General features: G+C 52.7%; 15 protein-coding genes. 3 read left to right on the forward strand and 12 right to left on the reverse strand.

What is annotated here, in order from left to right:
- Positions 1-154: 154 nt before the first annotated feature.
- The 7 genes from kdsA to hemA all read right to left on the reverse strand — a co-directional run bounded on the left by kdsA (position 155) and on the right by hemA (position 7,204).
- Positions 155-1,006: a 3-deoxy-8-phosphooctulonate synthase gene (gene kdsA, locus WKJ04_RS16425; protein ID WP_337881411.1), complete on the reverse strand. Its 852-nt coding sequence runs from the start codon at positions 1,004-1,006 to the stop codon at positions 155-157.
- Positions 1,007-1,035: 29 nt separating this feature from the next.
- Positions 1,036-1,827 (reverse strand): tetratricopeptide repeat protein, encoded by a 792-nt coding sequence (locus tag WKJ04_RS16430; protein ID WP_337881412.1) that lies wholly within the window; start codon positions 1,825-1,827, stop codon positions 1,036-1,038.
- 13 nt (positions 1,828-1,840) lie between these two features.
- Positions 1,841-2,215 (reverse strand): SirB2 family protein, encoded by a 375-nt coding sequence (locus tag WKJ04_RS16435; RefSeq protein WP_337881413.1) that lies wholly within the window; start codon positions 2,213-2,215, stop codon positions 1,841-1,843.
- A 122-nt stretch (positions 2,216-2,337) separates the two neighbouring features.
- Entirely contained in the window at positions 2,338-3,891 is a 1,554-nt protein-coding gene (locus tag WKJ04_RS16440; protein WP_337842598.1) for a DUF3369 domain-containing protein, read from the reverse strand.
- 100 nt (positions 3,892-3,991) lie between these two features.
- Complete coding sequence (gene prmC, locus WKJ04_RS16445) at positions 3,992-4,849, reverse strand: peptide chain release factor N(5)-glutamine methyltransferase (RefSeq protein WP_337881414.1); 858 nt, start codon at positions 4,847-4,849, stop codon at positions 3,992-3,994.
- Positions 4,849-5,940, reverse strand: coding sequence for a peptide chain release factor 1 (gene prfA / locus WKJ04_RS16450; protein ID WP_337842596.1), 1,092 nt, complete (start codon positions 5,938-5,940; stop codon positions 4,849-4,851). Before prfA ends, prmC begins: the two co-directional genes overlap by 1 nt.
- 16 nt (positions 5,941-5,956) lie before the next feature.
- Complete coding sequence (gene hemA / locus WKJ04_RS16455; protein WP_337881443.1) at positions 5,957-7,204, reverse strand: glutamyl-tRNA reductase; 1,248 nt, start codon at positions 7,202-7,204, stop codon at positions 5,957-5,959.
- A 104-nt stretch (positions 7,205-7,308) separates the two neighbouring features.
- Between hemA and lolB the strand changes: the two genes are divergently transcribed.
- From lolB to WKJ04_RS16470, 3 genes are all read left to right on the forward strand, one after another.
- Positions 7,309-7,914: a lipoprotein insertase outer membrane protein LolB gene (gene lolB / locus WKJ04_RS16460; RefSeq protein WP_337881415.1), complete on the forward strand. Its 606-nt coding sequence runs from the start codon at positions 7,309-7,311 to the stop codon at positions 7,912-7,914.
- A complete protein-coding gene (gene ispE, locus WKJ04_RS16465) occupies positions 7,902-8,747 on the forward strand; it encodes a 4-(cytidine 5'-diphospho)-2-C-methyl-D-erythritol kinase (RefSeq protein WP_337881416.1) in 846 nt (281 codons plus the stop codon). The genes lolB and ispE overlap by 13 nt, the downstream gene beginning before the upstream one ends.
- A gap of 78 nt (positions 8,748-8,825) precedes the next feature.
- Positions 8,826-9,761 (forward strand): ribose-phosphate pyrophosphokinase, encoded by a 936-nt coding sequence (locus tag WKJ04_RS16470; RefSeq protein WP_337881417.1) that lies wholly within the window; start codon positions 8,826-8,828, stop codon positions 9,759-9,761.
- 60 nt (positions 9,762-9,821) lie between these two features.
- On the opposite strand, the gene rpoS is transcribed toward WKJ04_RS16470, so the two are convergent.
- The 5 genes from rpoS to surE form a co-directional block, all read right to left on the reverse strand.
- A complete protein-coding gene (rpoS, locus tag WKJ04_RS16475) occupies positions 9,822-10,820 on the reverse strand; it encodes an RNA polymerase sigma factor RpoS (RefSeq protein WP_337881418.1) in 999 nt (332 codons plus the stop codon).
- A gap of 80 nt (positions 10,821-10,900) precedes the next feature.
- Complete coding sequence (locus tag WKJ04_RS16480) at positions 10,901-11,749, reverse strand: peptidoglycan DD-metalloendopeptidase family protein (protein WP_337881419.1); 849 nt, start codon at positions 11,747-11,749, stop codon at positions 10,901-10,903.
- Between the two features lie 4 nt (positions 11,750-11,753).
- A complete protein-coding gene (locus WKJ04_RS16485; RefSeq protein WP_337881420.1) occupies positions 11,754-12,332 on the reverse strand; it encodes a YqaA family protein in 579 nt (192 codons plus the stop codon).
- Between the two features lie 41 nt (positions 12,333-12,373).
- On the reverse strand, positions 12,374-13,012 hold the full coding sequence (locus tag WKJ04_RS16490) for a protein-L-isoaspartate(D-aspartate) O-methyltransferase (protein WP_337881421.1): 639 nt from the start codon (positions 13,010-13,012) through the stop codon (positions 12,374-12,376).
- A gap of 3 nt (positions 13,013-13,015) precedes the next feature.
- Positions 13,016-13,768, reverse strand: coding sequence for a 5'/3'-nucleotidase SurE (gene surE / locus WKJ04_RS16495; protein WP_337842589.1), 753 nt, complete (start codon positions 13,766-13,768; stop codon positions 13,016-13,018).
- Positions 13,769-13,774: the final 6 nt, after the last annotated feature.

Raw genomic sequence — 13,774 nt, forward strand, 5'->3', positions numbered from 1 at the left:
ATCCGCTGCTCTACCGACTGAGCTATCTGGGCAACGGGGGGTATTAAACGGATTTCGCCGAATCAAGTCAACTTATTTTTGTTACAGCAGATGAGTTCGCTTAAATCCTGAGCAAAGCGGGCAAAAAATCATAGTTTTGCCCGCCAAATCAGTATTAATTGGCCGATGTGTCCAGCGCTGGAAATGATTTTACCAGCTGATCCAATTGCTGCATCTGCGCCAGATAGGCTTCCAGTTTAGCCAGAGGCAAGGCACAAGGGCCATCGCATTTGGCCTGGTTTGGATCCGGGTGGGCTTCAATAAATAAGCCAGCCAGGCCCAGCGCCATACCAGAGCGGGCCAGCTGAGCCGCCTGAGCACGGCGGCCATCGGCTGAATCACTGCGCCCGCCCGGGCGCTGCAGCGCATGAGTGGCATCAAAAATCACTGGCGCAAACTGCTTCATATCGTCCATGCCCAGCATGTCCACCACCAGGTTGTTATAGCCAAAGCTGGACCCCCGCTCGCAGAGGATCACTTTTTCATTACCCGCTTCTTTAAACTTGGTCAGGATATGACGCATTTCATGTGGGGCCAGAAACTGTGGTTTTTTCACGTTAATCACAGCACCTGTGGCGGCCATTGCAATCACCAGGTCGGTCTGGCGTGCCAGAAAAGCGGGCAATTGCAACACGTCCACCACTTCCGCCACTATGGCCGCCTGGTAGGGTTCATGCACATCGGTAATCAAGGGCACATGGAAGGTCCGCTTAATTTCTTCAAATATCTTTAGCCCTTCTTCCAGGCCAGGGCCCCGGTACGAATGCACGGAAGAGCGGTTGGCTTTGTCAAAGGACGCTTTAAATACATAAGGAATCCCGAGTTTTTCAGTGACTTTGACATAATGCTCAGCCACCTGCATCGCCAGGTCACGCGACTCCAGCACATTCATGCCGCCAAACAGCACAAAGGGTTTATCGTTGGCCACTTCAATAGCACCAACAGCAACGGATTGAATTTGACTCACCTTGTTTCCTTCAGCCGTCATACGGCCTTTTAATGTAAAGACTGAGAATAACAGGACAACTGGCGGATTTGTTGCTGGATTTGTTCATTCAGCGGGTCATCCGGCCTTTGTTCCACAAAATACTGATAATCGGCAATGGCTAAAGACCAGTGATCCAGCAGTTCGAGGATCAAGGCCCTTTCCCGGCGTAAATACGGGTCGTCAGGTTTCTGACTGAGCAGGTGTTGCACTATCGCCAGCACTTTCTCTTTTTCACCGGCCAATAAAAATAGCTGTTTCTGCTGCTGCCACAGCTGCTGTTCCAGTTGACTGAAACTGCAGGGTAACTGGTCCAGCTCGGCAGAAAGGCTGCTAACCAGGCCATTTTCTGGTTTCAACAGGCATTGCCATTGGCCGGACACAGGATCCAGCCATATCTTCTCGGCATCCGACAAGCGGACCTGCAATAACAACTGCTGCTGATACCAAAATGGCTGCACCTCCAGACCGGACAGCAGCAACATATCCGCCAGGATCAGGCTTAATACCAAAGGTTCAGCTTCCCGTTGACACAGCGCCTGATGCAACAAGGCTGGCTCCGCCAGACGGCTCAGCCTGAGCTCACGCTGCGGCGGTGTAAACAGCGCCTGCCGGTAAAACAGCTGCAATACCGCATCAAAACGGCTCATCAGGCTGCCCTGAACCGGCAGCTGTGCACACAGTTGCTGCCATTGCAAATGCGCCTGTTCGATCACTACAGTGTCAGACCATTGGGCTTCGATCCGCAGCCATAATTCAAGCTGGCTAGGCGGACGAATGTCCGCGGAATGAGGTAAAGACATCGGCAGCAGCAAATTAACCAAAGAGTACTGGTGTTTTAGTCACAGCAACCCGGGCCACCATCACTAACCAGCTCAGCGCACCTAAAAAGGCTAACCAGCGCAGTACCAAAGTGCGGCCTTTTAACGCCATAAAAGCCAGCGCTATATACGCCAGCACACCAATCAGTTTGTCGGTCAGCCAGGGGGTTTGAAACGGGTACTGCTGGATAGTCCACATCAGGCCTACAGCCGTCAACAGCAATAAGGTATCAATGAGGTGCGGTGCAATTTTAAAAAACTTGTTTTGCAATAAGGCCGGAGCTTTCAGACTTAATAAGAAACGCACCATCAGAAAAGCCACACTCAGGGCAACAAACAGCATATGTGAATGTTTTAATGCCATATACATCAGGAAAACTCCTTGAATTGAACGACCGAACCGGGCAGCGACGGCTAAACACAGACCCGGGTGGAAAAAAACCACCCGAAGGTGGTTGTACACAAAACTGCCAGCGGAGGGCTTCGGATACCTTACTCTTCGTCTGGGTATTTTTGCAGTATTGCTTCCAGTTTGTCGACCCGGCTTTTAAAAATTTGCACCAGTTTGGGGTCAAAATGTTTGCCAGCTTCGCTGTCGACAAAAGCCAACACCTGTTCCAGCGTCCAGGCCGATTTATAACAGCGACGGTGGCGCAGCGCATCATACACATCGGCCAAGGCAGCAATACGGGCGTATAAGTGAATTTCTTCCCCTTTTTTGCCTTCCGGATAACCAGTGCCATCCCATTTTTCATGGTGGTCGCGGGCAATCACTGCGCCGGCCTGAATAATAGTGCGTTTGGAGTTTTTCAGGATCTCATAACCAATACTGGAGTGGGTTTTCATCACTTCCCACTCCTGATCCTGCAAGCGCATCGGCTTATTCAGTATGCCATCCGGAATCCCCACTTTGCCGACATCATGCAAAGGCGAAGCAAACATCAGCTTTTCGGCTTCTTCTTCTTCCAGACCATAAGCTTTGGCCAGGTCATAACAGATAAAGGCCACCCGTTTTACATGGTTGCCGGTTTCAATAGAGCGTTGCTCCACAGCTTCGCTGAGGCGATAGACTATTTCACGTTGAGTGTCTTCAATTTCGTTTTGCAGCTGCACATTTTCATAGGCAATCTGCACATTTTGCGAAAAGAGTTCAATCAGACGTTTTTGCGTATCGGTAATTTGATTAGGCAAACCAGACACATAAAGCAACGAGCCGGAGGTAAATTTACTGGTGCAATACGCCACCAGGTAGTTATCCCGGTACACAATACTGCGGCTGGCTAACGCCTGCTTAAAGGCCTCAAGTAAGGTGGCATCCAGCACCTCCTGAATGGCTTTGCCTTCTTTGCGCTCAAACTCCCCCAAACCGGCAAACACAATCAACCGGTCCGGGTCAGCGTCATCATTTAAGGTACCAGCCACCAGTGAGGAATTGGCTAACAGCGCATTGTCATTGCAGCCCAGAATCGACGTGAGCTGCTGCAATACTCCATCAATAAATTGTTCCATCGAATGGGAAGAAAACAGGTTCGCAGACGCCGAGATAATTTTCTCCAGCCCCTGACGGCTGTGGTCAATCGACAAAATATCGCGGTAGGACCTTAAACTGCTCATCACCACAGTAAACAGCTTTTGTGCCGTCAGTTCAGTTTTGGATTTGTAATCGTTGATATCGTAGTTGACGATCACCTGCCGCTCCGGTGCCTGACCCGGCTGGCCGGTGCGCAGAATAATACGTACATAGTGGTTATGCAGTTCTTCACGGATATAACGGGCCAGCAACAGACCGGCGTCATCGCTTTCCATCACCACGTCGAGCAGAATAATGGCGGCATCCGGGTGCTGGGCAATCAGGGTTTTCGCTTCCCGGCCAGAATAAGCACTGACGAACTCCAGATTTTTCCCCTGAAAAGAAAAATCACTCAATGCCAGTTTGGTGACTGCATGCACTTCAGGTTCATCATCCACGATCAGAACTTTCCAACTGCCCCGATTCGGACTGACAACCACTTCCGGCTCATCAGCAAACAGAAAATCATTGGCCATCTATCACTCCTTCCCCACCGCATCCAGGTCCCGCGTTGTTTATTTATATGCGGTTATCGGGCAAGGGTCAAAGCAAAGTCGTTGAAATGGATAAATTTTATCAAGCAACCCACAGCCCACCGCTGATCCGCCACTGGCCGCCGTAATCCCGAACCGACTGGACCTGCCGGAAGCCCGCCTGTTGCAACAACTGCTGCACTGCGTCAGCCTGCTGATAACCATGTTCCAGCCAAAGCCAGCCCTGTGGGCTCAGGTGTTGTGTCGCGCCTTGAATAATTTGCTGAATATCGGCCAGACCAGCCCCGGCGGCCACCAGTGCAGTGCGGGGCTCATAGGCGACATCGCCCTGGCTCAGGTGCGGGTCGGCTTCATCAATATAAGGCGGGTTACTGACAATGAGGTCAAACTGCTGGCCCTGCACCGCAGAAAACCAGTTGCTTTGGACAAACTGACAATTCGTCAGCTGCAACTGCGTGGCGTTGTGTTGTGCCAAAGCCACGGCCTCTGGCTGCAGATCCAGCCCGGTCAGTTGCCAGTCGGGCCGCTCTTTGGCCAAAGCCAGTACAATGGCCCCTGTGCCTGTGCCTAAATCCAGCACGCGGGCCTGTGCGGGCAGCGTTAACTCCAGGGCCTGGCGCACCAGGGTTTCGGTATCAGGCCTTGGGATCAGGGTGCAAGGGGCGACCTTCAACTGAAAATCCCAGAAGTACCAATACCCCAAAATATAAGCCAGAGGTTCCCCCTGCAGCCGCCGCTGCAGTGCAGCAGTCAACCGGCTGTCCAGTGCCGGATCCAGCGGCTCGTTTTCGCGCAGCACCAGCTGCGTGGCCGACCAGCCGGATAGCTCCTGCAGCAGCCGCCTGGCCTCCTGACGTGCATCGACCGGCACGGGGCCGGTCGATACCAGGGGGTGCAACACGCTGCTGGCCTGCAGCAGCCACTGCCGCACTGTTTGCATCAGTTATTTTCTTCCGACAATGCTGCCAATTGGTCAGCCTGATACTCGTGTTTCAGCGGGTCAATCACCTGCTCCAGTTCGCCTTCCATCACTTCGTTCAGCCGGTAAATGGTCAGGTTAATCCGGTGGTCGGTTAAACGCCCCTGCGGGAAGTTATAAGTGCGGATCCGCTCGGAGCGGTCACCACTGCCCACCAGATTACGGCGGGTGGTTTCTTCGGCAACACGACGTTTTTCATCTTCGGCCGCCTGAATACGGGACTGCAGCACCGCCATAGCCCGGGCGCGGTTTTTATGCTGCGAACGTTCGTCCTGACACTCCACCACTATACCTGTGGGTAAGTGGGTGATCCGAATGGCCGAGTCGGTTCTGTTCACGTGCTGACCACCGGCACCTGAGGCGCGGTAAGTATCCACTTTTAAATCAGCCGGGTTGATTTCAATGGCTTCGCTTTCCGGAATTTCCGGCATAATAGCCACAGTACAGGCCGAGGTATGCACCCGGCCCTGCGATTCTGTGGCCGGCACCCGCTGCACCCTGTGCCCGCCGGATTCAAATTTCAGCGTGCCGTACGCACCTTCGCCCTGCACACTGGCAATAATTTCTTTGTAGCCGCCGTGTTCACCGTCGTTGCAGCTGACCACTTCCACTTTCCAGCGCTGACGTTCGCAAAAGCGGCTGTACATGCGAAATATATCCCCGGCAAAAATAGCGGCTTCGTCGCCACCGGCACCGGCCCGGATCTCAAGGAAGCAGCTGTTGCCGTCATTGGGATCTTTTGGGATCAATAAAATCTGCAGTTCAGCATCGAGCTGTTCAATACGCTCCTTGGCTGCCTTAAACTCATCCTGCGCCATCTCGCGCATATCGGGGTCTGAGTCTTTCATCATCTCTTCAGCGCTGACTAAATCGTCCTGCGCCTGGCGATAGGCATTAAAGGCTTTACTGATGTCTTCCAGCTGGCTGTATTCTTTCGACAGTTCGCGAAACCGGTTCTGGTCACTGATAACACTGGCGTCGCTGAGCAAGGCCTGCACTTCTTCATAACGCTCTACCAGGCCTTCGAGTTTACGATACACAGAGTCTTTCATTCGGTCTTTATACCTGTTACAGATCCAGCAAGCTGTGGATCAGAGTTTGTTGTTGAGGTTGTTCATCCTGCAATAAATGCCGCAGGGCTTTGGTTGGCGCATGCATCAGCCTGTTAGTCAGTTTCCCCGCCAGTTCAGTCACCACTTTTTCCGGGTCCTGGCCTGCCGCCAATTGTTTCAGCGCTTTGGCGGTCAATTCGTCCCGCACAGCTTCGCCTTTGTCCCGGTAGTTTTTCACCCAGTCGAGCTGACCATGCAACGCCAGCCACTGGCTGAACTCCAGCACACCGGCCTGGATCATCTGCTCCGCCTGAGCTGCAGCTTCCTGCCGGTTTTGCAGGTTCTGCGCCACTATGCTTTGCAAATCATCCACTGTGTAAAGGTAAGCATCTTCCAGTTCGGCGACCTGTTCTTCAATATCACGCGGCACCGCCAAATCGACAAAAAACATCGGCTTGTGCCGGCGCTTTTTTAACGCCTGTTCCACCATACCCTTGCCCACTATTGGCAAGGTGCTGGCGGTGGAGCTGATCACCACATCGGCATTGACCAGCGCCTGAGGTACCTGACTTAAACTGACCACATCACCACCAAACTGGGTTGCCAGGGCGGCCGCTCTGTCGTACGAGCGGTTTGCCACCGTCATTTTCTCTGCGCCCTGCTCCACTAAGTGTTTGGCGACCAGTTCAATGGTTTCCCCAGCGCCAATCAACAAGACTTTCACCTGATTGAGCTGGCCAAAAATTTGTCTGGCCAGGCTCACGGCCGCAAAAGCGACCGACACGGCACTGGCGCCTATATCGGTTTCAGTACGCACTTGTTTGGCGACCGAAAAGGTTTTCTGGAACAGCCGTTCAAACTGTGGGTTAATGGTCCCGGCCTGCCGCGACTGGCTGTACGCCTGTTTCACCTGCCCTAAAATCTGCGGCTCTCCCAGCACTAAAGAATCCAGGCCACAAGCGACGCGCATCAGATGGCTGCTGGCCTGTTCGCCCTGATACAGATACAGGTGTTGGTTCAACTCGCTGCTGTCGAGCTGATGGAATTCACTGAGCCAACGAATTACCTGTTTCGATTGTTCCGGGCTGCCGTTAAAATACAGCTCAGTTCTGTTGCAGGTGGATAAAATCACCGCATCACTGACCTGAGTCAGTGATGTCAGCTCACGCAAGGCATCCAGAATTTGCTCAGGTGCAAATGCCACCTGCTCGCGTAACGCGACCGGGGCAGTTTTGTGGTTGATACCTAAAGCAAAAATAGCGATTCACCTGTCTGTACAGAGTGGGTTCAGCCACTCAGGCCTTATAATGAGGGCGAATTGTACGAAAAAGCCCGGTTTAAAAAAAGCATAGAGAAGGAATTAAAGTGTTGTCGAGTGCAAAAATGGCCGCGGGTTTCGCGCTGGCCCTGCTGTTGTCAGCCTGCGCATCCAGCCCGAAAACAGGCCCTTATGTGCCGTTATCTGCCCAGCAGCGACAGCTGCAACTGGAACAGTTGCAGGAGTTTCAACTGACAGGCGCTTTGGGGGTGACGGCGCCGTCCGACAGCATCAGTGGCAGCCTGAACTGGCAACAACAGGGCCCTTTCTACAAAGCCAGTATGACCAACTTTGTTGGTATCAGCATTTTTGAGCTGGAAACCGACAGCCGAGGTGCCACCATCAAGGCGGATGGAGAAATCCATCAGGCTCAATCGGCCAGCGCCCTGCTCGATTATTTATCCGGCTGGAGTCTGCCGATTGAAGAAATGCCACTCTGGCTCAAAGGGCTCGCCAGCAGTTCAGGCAGCCATCACCAATGGGACCAGCTCGGCCGCTTAACCGCCTTTGAACTGAACGACAATCAGGGCAGGAACTGGACAGTCAGCTACCCCGAGTTTTTCCCGGATGCGTTAGCCCTGCCCAAACGGGTGGTGCTGGAATCCAAAACCGACGGAACCCGAATTCGGCTGGTGGTGCGTCAATGGCAACTTTAATTCTGCCGGCTCCGGCCAAACTGAACCTGTTTTTGCACATTACCGGCCGCCGGGCCGACGGCTACCACAACTTACAAACCTTGTTTCAGTTGCTGGATCAGGGCGATGAGCTGCACTTCACCCCACGCCATGACGGACAGCTGACGCTGCGCTGCAATCTCAGCGAGCTGGAAACGCCGGACAATCTGGTTCTGCGTGCCGCAGCGCTGCTGAAAAATAAAGCATCACCTGCAGCCGGGGTGGACATTTATCTGGATAAACAAGTGCCTATGGGGGGCGGTTTAGGTGGCGGCTCGTCTGATGCGGCCACCGCGCTGGTCGCCCTGAACCAACTCTGGCAGCTGGGCCTGACGAAAGCAGAACTGGCAGCTTTGGGGTTGCAACTGGGTGCTGATGTGCCTGTGTTTGTCCATGGTCAGACCGCTTTTGCCGAAGGTGTCGGCGAACAGCTCAAACCGGTCAGCGTAGCGGAAAAATATTACCTGGTTGTGACACCTGACGTGCATGTCAGTACGGCTGTCGTATTTCAACATCCGGATTTACCCCGCAACACAACCGCCCTGACGCTGGCGCAACTGCTAAACTCAGACTGGAAAAACGACTGTGAAGCACTGGTCAAACAGCTCTACCCCGAGGTTGCATTGGTGTTGGACTGGTTGATAGAATACGCGCCGTCTCGAATGACGGGTACTGGCGCCAGCGTATTTGCTGAATTCCCGGATGAATTCAGTGCTCGTCAAACCCTGCACAAATTACCGTCACAGTGGCGCGCTTTTGTCGCAAAAGGGGTTGCTCAGTCCCCGTTGTGGACTGAGTTGAAGGATGCTGTATAGCCTGCAGTTTGTTTGATGGAACAAGCTGTTTTAATTCAACCGGACCACAACTGCCCTGAGGATCCTACCGTGCCCGACATGAAGATTTTCGCTGGTAACGCCGTACCAGAACTCGCCAAGAAGATAGCCAGCCGTTTATATATCAAGTTGGGCGATGCCGAAGTCGGCCGTTTTAGCGACGGTGAAGTCTGCGTACAAATCAATGAAAACGTCAGGGGCTCTGACGTTTTTATTATCCAGTCCACCTGCGCACCAACCAACGATAATCTGATGGAGCTGATTGTGATGGTCGACGCTTTGCGTCGTGCCTCTGCCGGCCGGATCACAGCAGTGATGCCTTATTTTGGTTATGCCCGTCAGGACCGTCGTGTCCGTTCTGCAAGGGTCCCCATCACGGCCAAAGTGGTTGCCGATTTTCTGTCCAGTGTGGGTGTGGACCGGGTATTAACTGTTGACCTGCATGCCGAACAAATTCAGGGCTTCTTCGATGTGCCGGTGGACAACGTATTCGGTAGCCCAGTGCTGCTGGAAGATATGCGTAAACGCGAATTTAACGCCCCAGTTGTAGTCTCGCCGGACATCGGTGGTGTGGTACGGGCCCGTGCTATTGCCAAACTGCTGAACGACGCCGACCTGGCCATTATTGATAAACGTCGTCCCAAGGCCAACGTGTCTCAGGTGATGCATATCATCGGTGATGTAAAAGACCGTGACTGTATTATTGTGGATGACATGATCGATACAGGCGGTACCTTATGTAAAGCCGCAGAAGCTTTAAAAGAACAAGGCGCTAAACGGGTCTTTGCTTACGCCACTCACGCCGTGTTTTCGGGCAATGCGCCGGACAATATCCGTAACTCGGTAATCGACGAGCTGATGATCACTGACACCATTCCGCTGAGTGCTGAAATGCGTGCCATCAGCAAAGTGAAACAGCTGACCTTAAGCGATATGTTGGCTGAATGTATCCGCCGCATCAGCAATGAAGAGTCAATTTCTTCGATGTTCGACTAAACTCAGTTGCATAAAAAAACCCGGCATGCCGGGTTTTTTTACATTTAAAACTCGCAGAGTTTATTCCTGAAACAAGGTTTCGATATCCAGCCCCTGATGGCTGACAATTTCACGTAACCGCCGCAGCGCTTCCACCTGAATTTGTCGCACCCTCTCCCGGGTTAACCCAATTTCTTTGCCAACATCTTCCAGCGTGGAAGGTTCAAAACCGAGCAGGCCAAACCGCCGCGCCAGCACTTCACGTTGTTTGGCATTCAGTTCATCCAGCCAGACCACCAGATGCTGGCGGATATCGGCATCCGTCAGTTCAGTTTCCGGCCCCAGCTCTTTTTCATCAGCCAACACGTCCAGCAACTGCTTCTCCGAAGAACCCGCCACAGGCGTATCAACTGAAGTGATTTTTTCATTCAATTTCAGCATTTTACGCACTTCATCTACAGGTCTGTCCAACGCAGCGGCAATTTCTTCCGGGGTGGGTTCATGGTCCAGCCGCTGTGACAACTCGCGGGCAGCCCGCAGGTACACATTCAGCTCTTTCACCACGTGAATAGGCAAACGGATAGTACGGGTCTGGTTCATAATGGCCCGCTCTATGGTCTGACGGATCCACCAGGTTGCATAGGTAGAGAAACGGAATCCCCGTTCGGGGTCAAACTTTTCCACGGCGCGGATTAAACCCAAATTGCCTTCTTCAATCAGATCCAGCAACGCCAGACCTCTGTTGATGTAACGACGGGCAATTTTCACCACCAAACGCAAATTACTTTCAATCATACGTTTGCGGGCCGCTTTGTCGCCACGCAGCGCCAGGCGGGAAAAATAAACTTCTTCTTCGGCCGAGAGTAACGGAGAAAAACCTATTTCGCCCAGATAGATCTGGGTCGCGTCCATCACGCGTTGGTTATCATTGGCAACAAACACATCATCAGGTGTGTTGTCTTCTTCGGGGGTTAAAGTGGCTAAATCAGGCTCGGCATTATCGTCATCCGACAGAGTGACATCATCGCCTAATTCGTTGTCTTTGAAATCAATTACGTCTTCATCGTCTTTATGACCCATATCCTTCTCCCACATCAACAAGCTTTGGGTATCACCTGTGCAAGCAGGTTTCCTTACCTAGTCGCCCTTTTCGGGTGATCTTATTTTAGGTACTTCTTGGGATCGACGGACTTGCCACGGAAACGGATTTCAAAGTGCAGCCGGGTAGAGGTTGCATCTGTATTTCCCATTTCAGCAATTTTTTGTCCGCTGACGACGGTGTCACGCTCCTTTACCAAAAGCCTGCGATTGTGCGCATAAGCACTCAGGTAATCGTCGTTATGTCGGATAATCACCAGATTGCCATAACCACGTAAGGCGTTACCGGCATAAACCACCTCGCCCGCAGCTGCGGCGCGCACTGGTGTGCCTGCAGCGCCGCCAATATCTAACCCTTTATTCCCATGCTCTGCATTGGAAAAAGTAGCCAGTATCGGTCCCCTCACTGGCCAGTTCCAGACGATCTTGGAGCTGGCGATTGGACTGGATGCAGCTGTTGCGTTTTCCTTCACCGTCTGAGTTCGAACATAACCCGTTTGATTCTGAGGTGCAACAGCTTTATTGGCTGAAAGCGGTTTCACAGGTGAAATATTTGATAAATTTGAACCATTCAAGCCTGGATTTTGCGTTCCAGCTGTTATTTTCTGCGTTTCACCGCGTATCGCTGCAGTTTTTGCGTTAACAAGATGTAAAACTTGTCCGGGGTAAATACGGTAAGGCACCGGAATATTGTTTTGCGCAGCCAGCTCTCTGTAATCTAAACCGGAACGAAAAGCGATGGAGTACAGGGTATCGCCAGCCTGCACTGTGTAGCGGGCATTGGCTTCCCCCTGAGGGTACTTCTTATAGTAGTTGCGAATATCATTCAGGCTGGTCACAGGGGCGGGAGCCTCTCGTGAACTGCACGCAGCCAGACAGCACAACACAACCAGCAGCAGCGATAAACGCATCACGTCAGCTATACACCAGGTACAACACTGCGCCCAGTGCAACAGTGCCCCAACCTAAAGCGTCGACTATATCCCGCAGTTTTTGCTGCATTTTTTCGCCGCCCCAGTACATCAGGCCTGCCACCAGAAAAAACCGGCTGGCACGGCCGACAAACGAAGCAATCACAAAAGGAACAAAGGCCATCCCCATCAGACCGGCGCCGACCGTAAATAACTTATAAGGAATAGGTGAAAAACCGGCAATAAACACCACCCAGACGCCATAGTCGGTAAACCACTGCTGTACTTTGGCAAAGGTCTCCTGTTTACCCAGATATTCCACAGCAGGCAACACGACAGGCTCGAACAGCCATAAACCAAGAAAATAGCCACAAATACCACCAAACAGCGAAAACAGGGTGGTGATCCAGGCGAAACGCCAGGCCATGGCGGGACGGGCCAAGGCCATAGGCGCCAGCATCACATCAGGCGGAATAGGGAAAATCACCGATTCAGTAAAACTTAGACCCGCCAGATACCGTTCGGCATGCCGGTGTTTGGCCCACAGCAACGCTTTGTCATACATCCACTGGAATATACGCACTTAAAATTCCTTTCATTTAGTGTACTTGTCAGTAGGTCCAGTTAAGCCAGCTCGCCCGGTACCAGCGGCACAAAACGCACCGCTTCCACATCTTTCTGTTCAAACGTCTCGCCGCAGCGGGTAAATACCCGCAGTACCTGCTCCTGAGCGCCAACCGGGATCACCAACCGGCCACCTTCCGACAGTTGCTGCAACAAGGCCTGTGGCACTTCATGGGGGGCCGCGGTCACAATAATGCAGTCAAAAGGCGCTTTGCTTTGCCAGCCTAACCAGCCATCCCCATGCTTCATCGATACATTGTGCAGATCCAATTGTTGCAGACGACGTTTGGCCTGAAACTGCAAGGCTTTGATACGTTCCACACTGCACACCTGGTCAAAAAGCCGTGCCAGTATGGCGGTCTGATACCCCGACCCAGTGCCAATTTCCAGCACCTTCCGGCACTGAGCCGACTGCAGCAACAACTCGGTCATGCGGGCGACAATATAAGGTTGGGAAATGGTCTGGCCCTGGCCTATTGGCAAGGCGGTATTTTCATAAGCTTTGTGTGCCAGCACGGCCTCGACAAACAAATGCCGTGGGGTCTGGCTGATCGCCGCCAGCACCCTGCTATCCTGAATGCCATCCTGCTGTAGTTTTTGTGCCAAGACGGCGGCACTGCGATGTGTGACAACAGCCATAACTTACCACTTGATCCCTTCTAACCACTGGCCTAACTGCTCCATACTGCGATAGGCCGTCATATCCACATGCAAAGGCGTCACCGACGCATAGCCCTGCGCCACTGCATAAAAATCTGTACCTGGGCCAGCATCCAGCTCGGGCCCCAAAGAACCGTACCAATAAATAGGCCGTCCCCAAGGGTCGGTCGATTGTTGCATAGTTTCGGCTTTATGCCGCCGCCCCAGTCGTGTCACCTGAATGCCTTTCAATTGTTCCAACGCAATAGCCGGTACATTGATATTCAGAATTTGATCAGCGGGCAACGGCTGCGACTTCAGCTTTTTAATCACCTGTACCGTCACGGCAGCCGCCGTCGCAAAATACTGTTCATCCCGCCCGGCCAACGACACAGCAATAGCTGGCAACCCCAAATGACGGCCTTCTGTGGCGGCAGCCACTGTGCCTGAATACAACACATCGTCGCCCAGATTGGCACCATGATTAATGCCTGACACCACCAGATCCGGGGCTTTGTCCAGCAACTGATTAATCGCCAGATGCACACAGTCTGTCGGAGTGCCATTCACAGATACAAAACCATTCTCCAGCAGTTGGGTGCGCAACGGGTTGAGCAGAGTCAGTGAATTGCTGGCACCACTGCAATTTCGGTCCGGCCCGACTGTGGTCACCTCAGCAATCTGTGCCAGCGCCTGCTGCAGCACCTGAATGCCTTTGGCATAGACGCCATCATCATTACTTAACAGAATCCGCATGAGGCC

The organism is Rheinheimera sp. (assembly GCF_037442345.1).
Lineage (GTDB): Bacteria > Pseudomonadota > Gammaproteobacteria > Enterobacterales > Alteromonadaceae > Pararheinheimera.

Excerpts from the sequence above, each read along its gene's own strand:
- WKJ04_RS16430 (WP_337881412.1), bottom strand. The coding sequence starts at position 1,827 with ATGTCTTTACCTCATTCCGCGGACATTCGTCCGCCTAGCCAGCTTGAA.
- WKJ04_RS16435 (WP_337881413.1), bottom strand. The coding sequence starts at position 2,215 with ATGTATATGGCATTAAAACATTCACATATGCTGTTTGTTGCCCTGAGT.
- WKJ04_RS16440 (WP_337842598.1), bottom strand. The coding sequence starts at position 3,891 with ATGGCCAATGATTTTCTGTTTGCTGATGAGCCGGAAGTGGTTGTCAGT.
- prmC (WP_337881414.1), bottom strand. The coding sequence starts at position 4,849 with ATGCAAACAGTGCGGCAGTGGCTGCTGCAGGCCAGCAGCGTGTTGCAC.
- prfA (WP_337842596.1), bottom strand. The coding sequence starts at position 5,940 with ATGAAAGACTCTGTGTATCGTAAACTCGAAGGCCTGGTAGAGCGTTAT.
- ispE (WP_337881416.1), top strand. The coding sequence starts at position 7,902 with ATGGCAACTTTAATTCTGCCGGCTCCGGCCAAACTGAACCTGTTTTTG.
- WKJ04_RS16470 (WP_337881417.1), top strand. The coding sequence starts at position 8,826 with ATGAAGATTTTCGCTGGTAACGCCGTACCAGAACTCGCCAAGAAGATA.
- rpoS (WP_337881418.1), bottom strand. The coding sequence starts at position 10,820 with ATGGGTCATAAAGACGATGAAGACGTAATTGATTTCAAAGACAACGAA.
- WKJ04_RS16480 (WP_337881419.1), bottom strand. The coding sequence starts at position 11,749 with ATGCGTTTATCGCTGCTGCTGGTTGTGTTGTGCTGTCTGGCTGCGTGC.
- WKJ04_RS16490 (WP_337881421.1), bottom strand. The coding sequence starts at position 13,012 with ATGGCTGTTGTCACACATCGCAGTGCCGCCGTCTTGGCACAAAAACTA.
- surE (WP_337842589.1), bottom strand. The coding sequence starts at position 13,768 with ATGCGGATTCTGTTAAGTAATGATGATGGCGTCTATGCCAAAGGCATT.